We start from the raw sequence: 14,658 nt of genomic DNA on the forward strand, positions 1-14,658 counted from the left end.
TTGTATACAAAATCGCTTGATCTACGGCACCCAATAGACAAAACGCATGGTATCGACCGTGCCTTTTGCGCTGGCGTCTGAGAAAATGCCCGCACTTTTTTGCTGGATGCCGACATGACTGCCCTGAAGAACGATCGTTTCCTGCGTGCACTGCTCAAGCAACCCGTAGACGTCACCCCTGTCTGGATGATGCGCCAAGCCGGCCGCTACCTGCCGGAATACCGCGCCAGCCGTGCCAAGGCCGGCGACTTCATGAGCCTGTGCATGAACCCGCAGTTCGCCTGCGAGGTCACGATGCAGCCGCTGGACCGCTACCCGCTGGACGCGGCGATCCTGTTCTCCGACATCCTCACCATCCCCGACGCCATGGGCCTTGGCCTGTACTTCGAAACCGGCGAAGGGCCGCGTTTCAAGAAGGTCATCAGCACCCCGGCCGATATCGAAGCCCTGCCGATCCCCGATCCGCAAAAAGACCTCGGCTACGTCATGGACGCGGTCAGCACCATCCGCCGCGAACTCAACGGCCGTGTGCCGCTGATCGGCTTCTCCGGTAGCCCGTGGACCCTGGCTACGTACATGGTCGAAGGCGGCTCGTCGAAAGACTTCCGCAAGACCAAGGCGATGGCCTACGACAACCCGCAAGCCCTGCACTTGTTGCTGGACAAGCTGGCCCAGTCGGTCACCAGCTACCTCAACGGCCAGATCCTGGCCGGCGCCCAGGCCGTGCAGATCTTTGACACCTGGGGTGGCAACCTGTCGGCGGCCGCCTACCAGGAATTCTCCCTGGCCTACATGCGCAAGATCGTCAGCGGCCTGATCCGCGAGCACGAGGGCCGCAAGGTGCCAGTGATCCTGTTCACCAAGAACGGCGGCCTGTGGCTGGAAAGCATCGCCGAAGCGGGTGCCGATGCGCTGGGCCTGGACTGGACCTGCGAAATTGGTGATGCCCGCCGCCGGGTCGGCGACAAGGTGGCGCTGCAGGGCAACATGGACCCGACCGTGCTCTACGCCAAGCCCGAGGCCATCCGCCAGGAAGTGGCGCGTATTCTGGCGAGCTACGGCAAAGGCACCGGCCACGTGTTCAACCTCGGCCATGGCATCACCCCGGAAGTCGACCCGGAACATGCAGGCGTGTTCATCAATGCTGTGCACGAGCTGTCGGCGCAGTATCACCAGTGATGTGATGCAGCAAACAGGAAACCGGCCTCAGGGCCGGTTTTTTGTTGGATTAAGTTTGAATTCAGCGATCGTCGTTAATCTGGTCCCATCAAAACCGGAACAGGACCCGATCCTCATGAAAACTCGCTATCTCGCATTGATCCTTGCCCCTTTCATCAGCACCGCTGCCCTGGCCGCCGGCTATACCGGGCCGGGCGCCCAGTCGGTGACCACCGTTGCCGCCGCCAACGACGCAGCCGATGACACCCCGGTGGTGCTGCAGGGGTATGTGATCAAGAAGACCAACAACGACGACAAGTACGAGTTCAAGGACAACACCGGCACCATCACCGTCGAGATCGACGATGAAGACCTGCCACCGACGCCGTTCAACGACAAGACCAAGGTCAAGCTGACCGGTGAGGTGGAGAAGCACCTGATGAGCCGTGAGGTGGATGTGGATATCGTTGAGATCATCAACTGATCCGAAGGCCTCTTCGCGGGGCAAGGCCGCTCCCACAAGTTATGTGCTGAATACAATACTTGTGGGAGCGGGCTTGCCCCGCGAATGCTTCACACCGATTTCGGCGCCAGCTTGCTCAACCGCAACGCCACCAGCAACGCCACCGCCAGCAGGCTGCCGATGAACAGCCCGATCCCATTCCATCCCCATTCATGCCAGAACACCCCGCCCGCCGTCCCCGCCACACTCGACCCCGCGTAATAGCAGAACAGGTATAACGAAGAAGCCTGCCCCTTGGCCTTCAACGCCCGGCGGCCAATCCAGCTGCTGGCCACCGAATGCGCGCCGAAGAAACCGAAGGTGAACACCAGCATGCCGAGAATCACCAGTACCAGTGGTGCGGCCAGGGTCATCAACAGGCCGGCCGCCATGACCACGATGCTGGCCCAGAACACCCGGCGTCGGCCCAGCTTGTCGGCCAGCGCACCAACCTGCGCCGAGCTGTAGATACCTGACAGATAGACCACCGACAGCAAGCCGACGAGCGCCTGGTTCATGTGGTATGGCTCGGCCAGCAGACGGTAGCCGATGTAGTTGAACAGGGTGACGAAGGCGCCCATCAGCAGGAAGGCTTCAAGGAACAACCACGGCAGGCCTGCATCCTTGAAATGCATGACGAAGCCATCCAGCAGATTGCGCGGGTTCATCGACTGCGTGCGGAAATTGCGCGATTCGGGCAACACCTTCCAGAACACCAGGGCCGCAACCAGGGCCAGGCCGCCGATGGTCAGCATCGCCGTGTGCCAGCTGACGAAGTCGATCAATACGCCAGTGATCAACCGCCCGCTCATGCCGCCGATGGCGTTGCCGCCAATGTACAAACCCATGGCCAGGCCAATGTGCTGCGGGTGGATTTCTTCGCTCAGGTAGGTCATCGCCACCGCCGCCAGGCCGCTCAGCGACAGGCCGACCAGCGCCCGGGTGGCGAGCACCCCTTCCCAGGTCGGCATCACCGCGCTGACCATGGTCGACAAGGCGGCGCAGACCAGCGCGAAGACCATCACCGGCTTGCGCCCGATACGGTCGGAAATCGGCCCGGTGATCAGCAAGCCGAACGCCAGCATGGCAGTCGACACTGACAGCACCAGGCTGCTCTGCGCGGCGTTGATCGAGAACTCCTGCGACAGCAGCGGCATCATCGGTTGCACGCAGTACAGCAGGGCGAAGGTGGCGAAACCGCCGCTGAACAGGGCCAGCACGGTCTTCATGAAGGCCGGCGTGCCTTTTTCGATCCATATGTCGTTCAGCGGGGCAGGTTCGGGCTCGGCGGGGAGGGGCGATACAGCAGTTTTCACGGGCGGGTACCTCTGGCGCAATGAAAAAAGCATATAGCTGGCTAATGATTAGATCCAATATATTGTTCGACCTATTTAAGACGTTCTACGACCTGTTCTGGAGCCCGATATGGAACTGCGCCACCTGCGGTATTTCATCGCCGTTGCCGAAGAGCTGCACTTTGGCCGTGCGGCCCAGCAGCTGGGCATCTCTCAGCCACCCCTGAGCCAGCAGATCCAGGCCTTGGAACAGGAGCTGGGTGCACGCCTGTTCGAACGGACCAATCGTCGGGTCGAACTCAGCGAGGCCGGGCGGCTGTTTCTGGAAGAAGCTCGCCAGGTGCTGGCGCAGGTGGAGAAAGCCGCCGATGTGGCGCGCCGTGCGCAATTGGGCGAGCTGGGTGAGATGAAGATCGGTTTTACCTCGTCGGCGCCGTTCACCTCGAAAATCCCCAAGGCGATTCATGCGTTTCGCCAGCGCTTTCCGGCCGTGCACCTGAACCTCAAGGAGATGAGCAGCCGCGATGTCGCCGAGGGCGTGTTCGACGAGTCCATCGAGGTCGGGCTGATGCGGCCCATGCCGCTGCCGGATGGCCTGGTGGCCACCGAGCTGTTCCGCGAGCCGCTGGTGGCGGTGATCAATGCATCGCACCCGTTGGCCGAGGGCACCGAGCACGGTGTGCACATGGCCGCATTGGCCCATGAGCCGTTCGTGTTCTTCCCGCGCAGTTACGGTAGCGGACTGTATGCGCAGTTGCTGGGGCTGGCGCGGCAGGCCGGGTTCAGCCCGCATTTCGCCCAGGAAGCGGGCGAGGCCATGACCATCATCGGGCTGGTGTCGGCGGGATTGGGTGTGTCGGTGCTACCGGCCTCGTTCCAGCGCATGCGCATCGAAGGCGTGGTCTACCGCACCTTGCTGGATGAAGGGGCGACCTCGGCCGTGTGGCTGGTGCAGCGCGAGCGAGGCAGCTCAGCGATGGCCAAGGCCTTCGCCGAGCTGGTGACCGGCCAGGAGTACCTCTAATGCGCCAAGATCCCTGTGGGAGCGGCTTCAGCCGCGATCACCGGCGAAGCCGGTGCCATCCACGGTGTCAGTCCACCCGCGCCAAGTCACCCTTGATCGCCACCCCGGCAATCACCGCGCCGGCATGGCACTCGTACGTCGCAGCATCCTTACGCTCGTTTTTCTTGTAGTAGCTGGCAATGTTGGTCACCGCATTGGCGCTCACCTTCTTCGCAGCGTCCTGCATGGTCAGCAGAGCCGATTGCAGGGCCCATTCGCAGGCCGCTTCATCGCTTTTGTTGAAGGCGTTGGTCTTCTTGTTGGTGACCGCATTGGGGCTGATCACATTGACCTTGCCGCGCGGCTGCACGCCGGCCAGGTAGAATTTCACCGACCCGTCGAGCTTCTTCTCGGCCAGCATCTGCTGCACGACTTTTTCAAACGGCAGGTACAGCGCGGTATCACGGGCCTGGCTGATGCCCGGCACGGCGGCCAGCAGCAGAGCGGTGGCGGCGGTAAGGTTCTTGAAACGCATCGGTTCTTCCTTGGTTTGAGTTGATGTTGCCAGTCAGTGCCAGCGGCGGAAGATCAACGAGGTGTTGACCCCACCGAAGGCGAAGTTGTTGTTCATCACGTATTGATGATTCATGGCGCGGAATTCGCCGCGCAGGTAGTCCAACTCGCCGCAGCGCGGATCGACCCGATCGAGGTTGAGCGTGTGTACGTAGCGGTCGCTATTGAGCATCTCGATGCTGAACCATGATTCCAATGCCCCGCAGGCCCCGAGGGTATGGCCGAGGAAGCTCTTCTGCGAGCTGATCGGCATACGCGGGCCGAACAGGCTGCTGGTGGCCAGGGTCTCGGCGATATCGCCCTGCTCGGTGGCAGTGCCATGGCCATTGACGTAGCCGATCGCCTCGGGCGGCAGGTCTGCGTCTTCCAGGGCCAACTCCATGGCACGGCGCATGGTCAGCTGCTCAGGGCGGGTGGTGTGCTGGCCGTCGGCATTGCTGCCGAAGCCGACGATCTCGGCGTGGATCTTCGCCCCACGGGCCAGGGCATGTTCCAGCTCTTCGAGCACCAGCATGCCGCCGCCCTCGCCGATCACCAGGCCGTCGCGGCCGCTGTCATAGGGGCGTGGGCTCAGGTGCGGGGTGTCGTTCTTCAGGCTGGTGGCGTACAGCGCGTCGAATACCATTGCCTCGGTCGGGCACAGCTCTTCAGCCCCGCCGGCGAGCATCAGCGGCAGGCGGCCGAACTTGATCGCTTCATAGGCGTAGCCGATGCCCTGGCTGCCGCTGGTGCAGGCGCTGGAAGTGGGGATCAGGCGCCCGGTGAGGCCAAAGAAGATGCTGATATTGGCGGCGGTGGTGTGCGGCATCATGCGCACATAGGAGTTGGCGTTCAGGCCATCAGCCACCGAATTGAGCAGCATGTTGCCGAATGCCTTGATCTCGTCGGTGCTGCCGGTGGACGAACCGCAGGCCACGCCCATGCGCCCGTCGCGGATGCTCGGGTCGCCGAGCAGCCCGGCATCGGCCAGGGCACGCTCGGCGGCGGCCACGGCCAGGCGCGAGACCCGGCCCATGCTGCGCAGCTGCTTGCGGGTCCAGTGGCCGGGCACCTTGAAATCATCGATGGGGCCCGCCAGGCGCGTGTTCAGCTCCTCGAAACGGTCCCATTCGTCCATGCGCCGGATGCCGCTGCGCTGGTTGGCGAAATGCCCGGAGATGCTCGCCCAATCGCTGCCCAGGGCGGTGATCCCGGCCATGCCGGTGACGACGACGCGGCGCATCAGCACAGCCCTCCGTTCACCGCCAGGACCTGGCGGGTTATGTAGCCCGCCTCGGGCGACATCAGGAAATTCACCGCGCCGGCCACTTCGTCCGGCGTGCCCATGCGCCCGGCCGGGATCATTTTCAGCAGTTCCTCCACCGGCACGTGCTCATCGAGCATGGCCGTGTCGATCAGCCCGGGGGCCACGCAGTTGACGGTGATGCGGCGTTTGCCCAGCTCGATGGCCAGGGCCTTGGCGGCGCCGATCAGGCCGGCCTTGGAGGCGCTGTAGTTGACCTGGCCACGGTTACCGATCAGGCCCGACACCGAGGTGATGCAGACGATGCGCCCCGGCGCGCGGCGGCGGATCATCGGCATGGTCAGTGGTTGCAGGACGTTGTAGAAGCCGTCGAGGTTGGTCCGCAACACCTGGTCCCAGTCTTCGTCGGTGAGCGCCGGGAAGGCGCCGTCGCGGGTCAGGCCGGCGTTGCACACCACGCCGTAGTAGGCACCGAAGTTTTCCACGTCGTTTTCGAGGATCGCCCGGCAGGCGGCCCGGTCGCCGATGTCGAACTGCAGCACACGTGCCTGCTGGCCCAGCGCCCGGACTTCCTCGGCGACCGCATCGGCCTCGGCCCGGCCGCTGCGGCAATGCAGCACCAGGTCGTAGCCGGCACGGGCCAGGCGCAAGGCGATGGCGCGGCCGATGCCCCGGCTGGAGCCGGTGACCAGGATGGTATCAGTCATGGGGAGGTTCCTCTGGGCCTGCTTCGGCCAGGTAGCTGGCCGCCTGCGGCGGGCGGTAGACATTCAGGCGGGCGCTGGCATGGATGCCGGGGCCGCGCAGGTGGCATTCGAACACGCCCATGCCGTTCTCGTCTTCGAGTGAGCGCAGGGCGTGGATGCGCAGTTCGGCGCCGGCCGGGAAGTGTTCGACATCGCACTCGAACTTGCGGGTGCCGAGCAGAAAGCCCAGTTCGACCGGCTGGCCATTGCGCCGCGCCCGGCAACCGGCATAGGCCGCCACGCTCTGGGCCATCAGCTCGACGCCGAGCCAGGCCGGCAGGCTGCCATCGGCGCGGTTGAACAGGCCGCCGGGGCGCACGATCGCGCGGGTGTGGATCTGCTCGTCGTCGCAGCTGTCGACCTGGTCGATCAGGATCATGTCGCCGGCGTGGGGCAGCAGCTCGGCCAGTGGCCAGGGGATCATGCGGTGTCTCCGAGAATCAGGCTGACGTTGTTGCCGCCGAAGGCGAACGAGTTGCTCATCAAACGGCGAGGGCGTTGCGCGTCCAGGCGCTGGCTGCCGTCGACCAGGGTCAGGGCCGGCAGCGCCGGGTCCTGCTGGCGGTCCCACACATGCGGTGGCAGCAACCCCTGGGGGTTGTGCCCGCTCAGGCTCAGCCAGCAGAACGCCGCTTCCAGAGCGCCGGCGGCGCCGAGCGTGTGGCCGGTCATCGGCTTGCTCGACGAGCAGGGCAGCGTGGCGCCGAACAGCGTATGCACGGCCAGGCTTTCCATGGCGTCGTTATGCGCGGTGGCGGTGCCGTGCAGGTTCAGGTAATCGATCTGCGCAGCCGCAAGGCCGGCATTGTCCAGTGCTTTGCCCATGCACTGCAAGGCGCCGCTGCCAGTCGGGTCGGGCGCGGAGATGTGGTGGGCGTCGGAACTGGCGCCGGCCCCCAGCAGCGCGATGCGGGTGCCGTCGGTGTTGCCCTCGCGGGTCATCAGGAACAGCGCCGCGGCTTCGCCGATGTTGATGCCGTCGCGGTTGGCCGAGAACGGGTTGCAGCGCTGCTCGCTGATCGCCTCCAGGGCGCCGAAGCCATTGAGGGTCAGGCTGCACAGGCTGTCGACCCCGCCGCACAGCACCGCATCGCACAGGCCCATGTCGAGCAGGCGCCGGGCACTGAGCAGCGCACGGGCGCTGGAGGTACAGGCGGTGGATATCACGTAGGCCGGGCCGCTCAGTTGCAGCCAGTCGGCGAGGAAGTTGGCCGGTGCGCTCAGCTCTTGCTCGGCGTAGCGGTAATCGGCGGGGAACTGACCACTTTGCAGGTACTGTGCGATGCCTTGGCTGGCTTCGGCGATGCCGGAGGTACTGGTGCCGAGGATCACCGCGACGCGGTGCGCGCCATGCCGGGCGATGGCCTGGCGGATGGCCGGCTCGATCTGCAGGGCTGCGCTGTAAAGCAACTGGTTGTTGCGGCTGTGCTGCTCGGGCAGCGGCACGGCGGGCAGGGCGCCGCCGACCGCGCCGACCGGTGGCTGGCGCTCGGGGATCCAGCCCGGTGCGGGCTGCATGCCGGAGCAGTCGCCGGCGAACAGGCGCGCGGCTACATCGGCCTGACCTTGGCCAAGGGCGCAGACCAGGCCGAGGGCATTGAGGTAGGCGGTCATGGGGTTTCCTCGCGGGGCAGAGGGTCGACTACATAACGCAGGCCCTCGCCGAGGTTCAAGTCGAAGGCGTCGGCGGCGCGATAGGTGACCTGCCAGCGATCGCCCAGCCAGCGCCGTTCATTCTGCTGGCGCGCCTGTGGATAAAGCTGCGGCAGTTGCTCGGGCGGGGTCAGGGCGAACAGCACGGCAGCGAACAGCTCGCGCGCGGCCGGGTTCGGCGGCAGCAGCCCATCGGCGTGCCATTGTTGGCCATCGAGCAATTGGCGCGCCTGGGGAATGCCCAGCAGGTCGAGCAGCGACCAGCGCAGGTAGCCATGCTCGCCCTGGATCACCAGCAGCCAGTCCTGGCGCTGGCCGGCCTGTTCACGTTCGACATGCAGCTGTTGCGGCAGTTGCAGCACCGGCCACTGCGCCGGCAGCGGCGGACGTGCGGCGCAGGCGCCGAGCAGCAGGCACAAGGTCATGGCCAGCCAATGTTTCATGGTCGCTCCAGGGGCTTGCGCGCCACCACGTTGACCAGCGTTTCTTCGCGCTGGCCGACCGGTGGCGGCTTGCGCAGGCCCAGGCGTTCGAGCAGGCCGAAGTCCTTGGCGCGGCTCCACCACAGGTAGGGATACGAAACGTTGCGCGGGCCAAACTGAAAGCCTTGTTCGCGCAGCATCTGCAAGTATCCCTCGGCGCTCTTCTGCACGTGCATGGGGTGGCGGAAGAACCAGCGGATCACCCAGGTATCGATGTAGGCTTCTGTGGATTCGGCGAACAGCAGGTAGCCGCCAGGCTTGAGCACCCGGTAGAACTCGGCCAGGGCCTTTTCCTGCTCCACCAGATGATGGAAGGTCTGGTGGCAGAACAGGATGTCGACGCTGGCGTCCGGGTACTGCAGCCGGGCACAGTCGCTGCCGCGCAGCTCTACGTCGAGGCCCAGGCGCCGAGCCTCGGCGGCGCTCAATTCGAGGCTGTGCGGGTCGGCATCGGTGCCCAGCAGCCTGGCGGGGGCGAACACTTGCTGCAGGTGCTTGAACGACTTGCCCTGGCCACAGCCGGCGTCGAGCAGCACCGGCGCCTGCGGCAGCTCACCATCGAACAGCTGGCGCAGGTCGTTGATCGCCACGCGCAGCACATGGTGCTGCCAGACGTGGCTGGCCAGGAAGCGGAAACCGATGCGGGTTTCTTCGACGTAGGTGTCGCTGAGGAACGGGCGCTGGTTCATGCCGGTTGCCTCGCGCACAGCTCGGCCAAGGTGCGCAGTCGCCGCCGAGGCTCGGCGACGAACGGATTGCGCGCGTCCCAGGCGTAGCCGGCGAGGATCGAGCTGATCATGGCGCGGATCTCCGGCGAGCTGCCGGGGTGGTAGATGACGTCCTGGAAGCTGCCGTCGTACCAGCCTTCAACGTACACGCGGAAGGTATCGACGCCACGCTTGAGCGGTTCGGCGAACTCGCCCTGCCAGTCCACCGCCTCGCCTTGCAGCTGGCGGTGCAGCAGGCCGGCGGCCATGCTCGCCGAACGCATGGCGATGGTCACGCCCGAGGAGAACACCGGGTCGAGGAATTCGGCGGCGTTGCCGAGCAGCGCGTAGCCCTTGCCGTGCAAGGCTTTGACGTTGGCCGAGTAGCCGCCGATGGTGCGCGCCGGGGTGTCCCACACCGCGTTGGCCAGGACCTTGGCCAGGCTTGGGGTCTGCGCCACGAAGTGCTTGAGGCAGGCATCCAGGTCCTTTGGTGCGGCGGCGAAGCGCTCGGCGGCGGCAACCACGCCCAGCGAGGTGCGGCCATCGCTGAAGGGGATGGTCCAGAACCAGATGTCGCGGTGCTCGGGGTGGGTGGTGATGAGGATCTTGTCGCGGTCGAAGGCTGGGTGGTCGATGCGGTCTTCGATGTGGGTGAATACCGCCTGGCGCACCGGGAAGTTCGACGGTGCCTCAAGCTCGAGCAGGCGCGGCAGCACGCGGCCGTAGCCACTGGCGTCGAGCACGAACTGCGCCTGCACCAGGTACTCGCTGCCATCCGCTCGGCGGGCACGTACGCGCGGAAGGTCACCGCTCATGTCGGCACTGACGATCTCATGCTCGTAGCGGATCTCGACGCCCTGGGCCTCGGCCTGGTCGGCCAGCAGTTTGTCGAAGCGCCCGCGCTGCACCTGGAAGGTGCTCGGCTTGCCCTGGCTGAAGGTCTGGCCGAAATCGAAAGCGGTATATTCCTCGCCCCAGGCAAAGGCGGCGCCGTTCTTGTACTGGAAACCAGCCGCTTGCAGGGCGTCGAGCATGCCCGCTTCTTCGACGAAGTCGAGGCAGTGGGACAGCAGGCTTTCGCCGATGGAGAAACGTGGAAAGCGCTGGCGTTCGATCACCAGCACATCATGGCCCTGGCGCTTGAGCAGCGCGGCGGCGATGGCGCCGGACGGGCCGGCACCGATCACCAGTACCTGGCGTTGTTGCAGTTCAGTGTTCGGCATGGGGGCTCCTTGCCATGGAAACGGGATTCAGAGGGATACGGTGGAGGCCGGCCAGCGCAGGCATCAGCGTGGCCACCAGGCTCATCAGCATCAGCGCGAAATACAGCGCCGGGCTGATCAACTGCTGCGACAGCAGCAGGTTGAGGAAGACGATTTCGCTCAGGCCGCGGATGTTCAGCAGCAGGCTTTCGCGCCACTTGCTGGCCCCGGCGAACGACGGCGTGGCCCAGCTCAGACCAAGCCAGTTGCCCAGCAGCTTGCTGGCGATCGGCAGCACCAGCAGGGCGGCCAGTTGCCAGGCGTCGAAGCCGCTGAGGGCGTGGTGCACGTCGATCTGCACCACGCCATAGGTGAGGATCAGCGGCACCGCGGCAGCCTGCTGCAGGTTGCGGTTCCAGGCCTCGGGCAGCGGCAGGCGCACCGGTACTTTCAGCCAGGCCAGGCAGCCCAGGTAGCCGATGCCGAAGATCAGCGCGTTGAGTTTGTAGTGCTCGGCGCCAAACAGCAGGGCCAGGAACAACAGGCCATAGGCCCTGGGCGCACGCAGGCCCAGCGCATGCAACGGCAGCGGCAGCAACGCGGCCAGCAGGGGTAAGGCCAGGCTGCCGGGTTGCAGGCTGCCCTGGCCGATGCCCAGCAGCAGCCAGCAGGCCAGGTCGATCAGGATGGCCGCCTGCAGCAGGCGCCGGCTGGCGGCGGCGGGATAGTCGATGGCGCGCAGGTACAGGTACAGCACCGGGATCGCGGTGATGGCGAACACCAGGCCCAGGGCCAGCGCGGTGACGCCGCCCAGGTCGAGCATCCACAGCGCGCAGGCCAGGCCGCAGGCGAATGGCAGCAGGAAGCTCGGAATCGCCAGCTTCAGCGCCTCACGGTCCGGCCGCAGCTCGACCACGTCGGTGAGGATGTGCCCCAGCAGCAGGGCGAAGCCGCAGCCGTACAGGGTCTTGACCCAGGCCGGGGCGACCAGTGCGGCGCCGTCGAGTTGCCAGTGCGGCTCCACCCACAGCAGCATCAGCGGCGGTAGCACCAGGGTCGCCAGCAACAGCTGGCTGACGATCGGGATCAGCCCGAAGCGTTTGCCCAATGCACTGGCCAGGGCGAACAGACACAGGGCCAGGGCCCAGAACGACAGCGGGGTCATGGGTGCGCTTGCGCTCCGTCGCGGGGGGCGGCCCAGGGGGCCAGGAGGAAACTGAACGCCAGGCCGAGGCTCACGGCCAGGCCGAAATTGCTCACAGCCGGGGTGCTCGACAGCGCCAGCAGGCCGAACGACAGCCAGGTGGTCAGCGCCGCCAGCAAGGTGCCGAGCAGGCTCACCGCAGCGCCGCCGATGCGCTCATGCATGAGGATCGCGTAGTCGACGCTGATGGCGGTCACCAGCAGCAGGCCGAACAGGCTGAACAGGGTCAGCGGCTGGCCGAGCCAGCCAAGACTGGCCAGGCTGCACAGCGCCGCCAGCAGCGGCAGGGCGACGATACGCAGCGAACCACGCAGGCCGAACGGCAGCACCAGCAGCACCAGGATCAGCGCGCAGGACAGCAACTTGAGTTCTGCCGCACTCACTTGGGTGGCGGCGAACAGCTGGTTCAGCTCGCCGAGGCGGTCGATCAGTTCCACGCCATCGAGGCCGTCGGTCTGCAGGCGCAGCAGCGCGGTGTCGCTCAGGCCTTGCAGGCTGACGATGGCGGCCACGCCGGTACCCTCCTGGCCCAGCCACAAGGGCCGCCAGGCTTCGCCGAGCGGGCCGGCCAAGACCTGCTCGATGACCTGGTCCGGCAACTGGCGCAGCTGCTCGACCTCTGCGGCCAGCGCGGCTTCGGGAACGCCCAGGTCCAGCAATGACTGCCAGTGCTGCGGCAGGGCGGCCAGCGCCTGGCGTACCTGGCCTTGTTCGGATGGGCTGGCAACCAGCTGGCTGAGGCTCATGAAACCCTTGAGCTTGCCCAGCTCGACCAGCTCTTCAAGCTTGCCGGACAGCACCTGGAGGCGGGCCAGCAGCTGTTGCTGATCGGCCCCGCGCACCAGGTAGAACTGGCTGGTGGGCTGGTAGCCCGTGATGCGCGCCACGGCCTGGGCGTCTTCCAGCAGTTGCGGCGGGGTGCCAACCCACTGGCGGATGTCGTTGCGCGTTTGCAGGTGCCAAAGGCCGGCGGCGCAGAACACTAGCGCCAGCGCCAGCAAGGCGCCGCTGGGCACCTTGCGCAGCAACTGCTCGCGCCAGCTGATGAGGGTTTCGGCGATGCGCAGCGGCCATTGCGCCGGTTGCAGCTCGACCTTGGCCAGCAGCGCCGGCAGCAGGCACACCGCGCTCAGGTAGGCGCCGACCAGGCCCGCCGCCGAGAACGCGGCGATCTGGGTCAGTGCCGGGAATGGCGTGAAGGCCAGGGCCAGGTAGCCGATACAGCTGGTGGCCAGGCTCAGGCTCATGCCCGGCAGGGTCAGGCGCACGGCTGGCCAGCTGCGCCAGGGCTTGAAGCTCCAGCCCTTGGACAGGTAGTGCAGCGGGTAGTCGACCGCCACGCCGATCAGGCTGGAACCGAGCACCAGGGTCATCACATGCATTTGGCCGAACAGCGCCACGCACAGCACCGAGCCAAACAGCATGCCCACCAGTACCGGGACGAACGCCAGCAACGCCTGCCAGCGGCGGAAGGCCAGCAGCAACAGCAACAGGATGCCCAGCGTGGCGCCACCGCCAACCCAGGTGATTTCCCGGCTGGCTTGCTGCTGGCCGGCAGCGGCGTGCAGCAGGCCGCTGGCTGCCTGCAGGTGGGCACCGGCCTGGTCGGCCTGGACGCGGCTTTGCTCGAGCAACTCGGCGATCTGCAAGGGCAGGTGCAGGTCGAAGGCGTTGCCCAGGGTACGCGCGCGCAGCAACACCCAGGCCTGGCCGTCAGCCTGGGCGACCAGTGCGCCGCTGGCGGTATCCAGCTCGACGTTGGCCGGTTTTGGTTGGCTGTTCTGGATACGCCCGGTCAGACCCAGCCAATCGTCTTGGCTGGGCACCAGGCTGAAGCCGGCGAAAGGGTCGAACAGGCTTTGCACGCGCTGCTCGATGAAGACGTCCGGTTGCTCGACCAGCTGTTGCCGGTCCTTGGCCGCGAGCATTGCCAGGCGGCCTTGCAGCAGTTGTTCGCGCAGCGCTTGCAGGTCGGTCTGCAGGCTCCATTGGACCTTTTCGAACAGGCCGCTGGCCTGCCACTGCCCGGCAAGGTTTTCCGCCAGGGCGAGCGCCTGCTGGCGGTCGGCATGGCCGACCAGCACCAGCAACTCGCGGTTTAGCGGCTCCTGCATGCGCTGCTCGGCGCGCTTGACCAGCGGGTCCTGGGTGGCCCCGGGCACTAGGGTCATCAGGTCGGCAGACAGCGGCGCGCCGCGATGCCACTGCCAGCCGGCGATCGCCAACATGGCCAGCAGCAGGCAGACGAACAGGCGCGGCAACAGGCGTTCAGTTGGCAAAATCACGGCGCTCCGCGTCGCTCAGGGCGGCGTCGCCGCTGCTTTCCGGCATACGCAGCACAGTGCTGTCGCCCTGGGTTTCGCTCAGCTCGATGCGCTCGACATAGCGCCCGCCTCTGATGTCGATGTGAGTGAAGACCTGCTTGAGCAGCAGCGAACGGGGCGTCAGGCGCAGTTGCCAGTGCTCGGATTCGCCGCTCAGGCTCAGCTCGAAGTCACGTTGCAGGCCGCTGCTGTCGCCTTGCAGCACGGCGAAGAACAGGCGGTTCTGCTCGGCCCCGGCGCTGCGGCTGGGCAGGGTTTGCCAGCCACTGGGATCGCGCCGGGCAAAGCCCTGGGCGTCGATGCGGTAGTCCTGGCGTAGCGGCGTCTGCAGCAGCCACAGCAGGCCGAGGTCGCGGGCGAGCACGAAGCGGCCCTTGCTCAGCAGCGGCTGGGGCAGGGCACGCAGGTGTTTTTCCTGGATGAACGGGCCTTTGACCACCGCTGGCGTACTCAGCTGCTTTTGCAGATCGTCGAGGCCGAAGGCGAAGGTAAGCGGGCTTACCAACACTAAAGTTAGGGCAGTGAGTACCTGTGGGAGCGGGCTTGCCCGCGAAACAGGCGCT

At 66.0% G+C, this 14,658-nt stretch carries 15 protein-coding genes; 3 read left to right on the top strand and 12 right to left on the bottom strand.

Features of this window, described 5'->3' with window-relative positions; all coding sequences use genetic code 11:
* Nucleotides 1-114: 114 nt before the first annotated feature.
* Both hemE and ACIPZF_RS05840 read left to right on the top strand, forming a co-directional pair.
* Nucleotides 115-1,179, top strand: a complete 1,065-nt coding sequence (gene hemE, locus ACIPZF_RS05835; protein WP_400796354.1) for a uroporphyrinogen decarboxylase — start codon at nucleotides 115-117, stop codon at nucleotides 1,177-1,179.
* Nucleotides 1,180-1,294: 115 nt separating this feature from the next.
* Nucleotides 1,295-1,642: a YgiW/YdeI family stress tolerance OB fold protein gene (locus tag ACIPZF_RS05840; protein WP_400796357.1), complete on the top strand. Its 348-nt coding sequence runs from the start codon at nucleotides 1,295-1,297 to the stop codon at nucleotides 1,640-1,642.
* Nucleotides 1,643-1,731: 89 nt separating this feature from the next.
* Here the strand turns inward: ACIPZF_RS05840 and ACIPZF_RS05845 are convergent, their stop codons facing one another.
* Entirely contained in the window at nucleotides 1,732-2,889 is a 1,158-nt protein-coding gene (locus tag ACIPZF_RS05845; protein WP_400797112.1) for an MFS transporter, read from the bottom strand.
* Between the two features lie 196 nt (nucleotides 2,890-3,085).
* On the opposite strand from ACIPZF_RS05845, the gene ACIPZF_RS05850 reads away from it, so the two are divergent.
* Nucleotides 3,086-3,979 carry a LysR substrate-binding domain-containing protein gene (locus tag ACIPZF_RS05850; protein WP_400796360.1) on the top strand — a complete coding sequence of 298 codons (894 nt, stop codon included), beginning with the start codon at nucleotides 3,086-3,088 and terminating at the stop codon, nucleotides 3,977-3,979.
* A gap of 67 nt (nucleotides 3,980-4,046) precedes the next feature.
* Here the strand turns inward: ACIPZF_RS05850 and ACIPZF_RS05855 are convergent, their stop codons facing one another.
* The 11 genes from ACIPZF_RS05855 to ACIPZF_RS05905 are packed head-to-tail and all read right to left on the bottom strand — an operon-like array spanning nucleotide 4,047 to nucleotide 14,600.
* Nucleotides 4,047-4,493, bottom strand: a complete 447-nt coding sequence (locus ACIPZF_RS05855; protein ID WP_400796363.1) for an excinuclease — start codon at nucleotides 4,491-4,493, stop codon at nucleotides 4,047-4,049.
* Between the two features lie 33 nt (nucleotides 4,494-4,526).
* On the bottom strand, nucleotides 4,527-5,753 hold the full coding sequence (locus ACIPZF_RS05860; protein WP_400796366.1) for a beta-ketoacyl-ACP synthase: 1,227 nt from the start codon (nucleotides 5,751-5,753) through the stop codon (nucleotides 4,527-4,529).
* Nucleotides 5,753-6,481, bottom strand: a complete 729-nt coding sequence (gene fabG / locus ACIPZF_RS05865; RefSeq protein ID WP_400796369.1) for a 3-oxoacyl-ACP reductase FabG — start codon at nucleotides 6,479-6,481, stop codon at nucleotides 5,753-5,755. Before fabG ends, ACIPZF_RS05860 begins: the two co-directional genes overlap by 1 nt.
* Nucleotides 6,474-6,944 (bottom strand): hotdog family protein, encoded by a 471-nt coding sequence (locus ACIPZF_RS05870; protein WP_400796372.1) that lies wholly within the window; start codon nucleotides 6,942-6,944, stop codon nucleotides 6,474-6,476. Before ACIPZF_RS05870 ends, fabG begins: the two co-directional genes overlap by 8 nt.
* The gene (locus ACIPZF_RS05875) at nucleotides 6,941-8,134 is read right to left on the bottom strand and encodes a beta-ketoacyl-[acyl-carrier-protein] synthase family protein (RefSeq protein ID WP_400796375.1); all 1,194 of its coding nucleotides are present in this window, start codon (nucleotides 8,132-8,134) and stop codon (nucleotides 6,941-6,943) included. The genes ACIPZF_RS05870 and ACIPZF_RS05875 overlap by 4 nt, the downstream gene beginning before the upstream one ends.
* Complete coding sequence (locus tag ACIPZF_RS05880; RefSeq protein WP_400796378.1) at nucleotides 8,131-8,616, bottom strand: hypothetical protein; 486 nt, start codon at nucleotides 8,614-8,616, stop codon at nucleotides 8,131-8,133. Before ACIPZF_RS05880 ends, ACIPZF_RS05875 begins: the two co-directional genes overlap by 4 nt.
* Nucleotides 8,613-9,344 (bottom strand): class I SAM-dependent methyltransferase, encoded by a 732-nt coding sequence (locus tag ACIPZF_RS05885; protein ID WP_400796381.1) that lies wholly within the window; start codon nucleotides 9,342-9,344, stop codon nucleotides 8,613-8,615. The genes ACIPZF_RS05880 and ACIPZF_RS05885 overlap by 4 nt, the downstream gene beginning before the upstream one ends.
* The gene (locus ACIPZF_RS05890; RefSeq protein WP_400796383.1) at nucleotides 9,341-10,588 is read right to left on the bottom strand and encodes an NAD(P)/FAD-dependent oxidoreductase; all 1,248 of its coding nucleotides are present in this window, start codon (nucleotides 10,586-10,588) and stop codon (nucleotides 9,341-9,343) included. Before ACIPZF_RS05890 ends, ACIPZF_RS05885 begins: the two co-directional genes overlap by 4 nt.
* Entirely contained in the window at nucleotides 10,575-11,732 is a 1,158-nt protein-coding gene (locus ACIPZF_RS05895; RefSeq protein ID WP_400796384.1) for a sodium:proton antiporter, read from the bottom strand. Before ACIPZF_RS05895 ends, ACIPZF_RS05890 begins: the two co-directional genes overlap by 14 nt.
* Entirely contained in the window at nucleotides 11,729-14,050 is a 2,322-nt protein-coding gene (locus tag ACIPZF_RS05900; protein ID WP_400797115.1) for an MMPL family transporter, read from the bottom strand. Before ACIPZF_RS05900 ends, ACIPZF_RS05895 begins: the two co-directional genes overlap by 4 nt.
* Nucleotides 14,040-14,600, bottom strand: a complete 561-nt coding sequence (locus tag ACIPZF_RS05905) for an outer membrane lipoprotein carrier protein LolA (RefSeq protein WP_400796386.1) — start codon at nucleotides 14,598-14,600, stop codon at nucleotides 14,040-14,042. The genes ACIPZF_RS05900 and ACIPZF_RS05905 overlap by 11 nt, the downstream gene beginning before the upstream one ends.
* Nucleotides 14,601-14,658: the final 58 nt, after the last annotated feature.

The sequence above is a fragment of the Pseudomonas sp. NPDC089752 genome (assembly GCF_044748725.1).
Lineage (GTDB): Bacteria > Pseudomonadota > Gammaproteobacteria > Pseudomonadales > Pseudomonadaceae > Aquipseudomonas.

What these genes read in the sequence shown, in the direction of transcription:
- hemE (WP_400796354.1), top strand. Translation starts at nt 115, where the DNA reads ATGACTGCCCTGAAGAACGATCGTTTCCTGCGTGCACTGCTCAAGCAA.
- ACIPZF_RS05840 (WP_400796357.1), top strand. Translation starts at nt 1,295, where the DNA reads ATGAAAACTCGCTATCTCGCATTGATCCTTGCCCCTTTCATCAGCACC.
- ACIPZF_RS05845 (WP_400797112.1), bottom strand. Translation starts at nt 2,889, where the DNA reads ATGAAGACCGTGCTGGCCCTGTTCAGCGGCGGTTTCGCCACCTTCGCC.
- ACIPZF_RS05850 (WP_400796360.1), top strand. Translation starts at nt 3,086, where the DNA reads ATGGAACTGCGCCACCTGCGGTATTTCATCGCCGTTGCCGAAGAGCTG.
- ACIPZF_RS05855 (WP_400796363.1), bottom strand. Translation starts at nt 4,493, where the DNA reads ATGCGTTTCAAGAACCTTACCGCCGCCACCGCTCTGCTGCTGGCCGCC.
- ACIPZF_RS05860 (WP_400796366.1), bottom strand. Translation starts at nt 5,753, where the DNA reads ATGCGCCGCGTCGTCGTCACCGGCATGGCCGGGATCACCGCCCTGGGC.
- fabG (WP_400796369.1), bottom strand. Translation starts at nt 6,481, where the DNA reads ATGACTGATACCATCCTGGTCACCGGCTCCAGCCGGGGCATCGGCCGC.
- ACIPZF_RS05870 (WP_400796372.1), bottom strand. Translation starts at nt 6,944, where the DNA reads ATGATCCCCTGGCCACTGGCCGAGCTGCTGCCCCACGCCGGCGACATG.
- ACIPZF_RS05875 (WP_400796375.1), bottom strand. Translation starts at nt 8,134, where the DNA reads ATGACCGCCTACCTCAATGCCCTCGGCCTGGTCTGCGCCCTTGGCCAA.
- ACIPZF_RS05880 (WP_400796378.1), bottom strand. Translation starts at nt 8,616, where the DNA reads ATGAAACATTGGCTGGCCATGACCTTGTGCCTGCTGCTCGGCGCCTGC.
- ACIPZF_RS05885 (WP_400796381.1), bottom strand. Translation starts at nt 9,344, where the DNA reads ATGAACCAGCGCCCGTTCCTCAGCGACACCTACGTCGAAGAAACCCGC.
- ACIPZF_RS05890 (WP_400796383.1), bottom strand. Translation starts at nt 10,588, where the DNA reads ATGCCGAACACTGAACTGCAACAACGCCAGGTACTGGTGATCGGTGCC.
- ACIPZF_RS05895 (WP_400796384.1), bottom strand. Translation starts at nt 11,732, where the DNA reads ATGACCCCGCTGTCGTTCTGGGCCCTGGCCCTGTGTCTGTTCGCCCTG.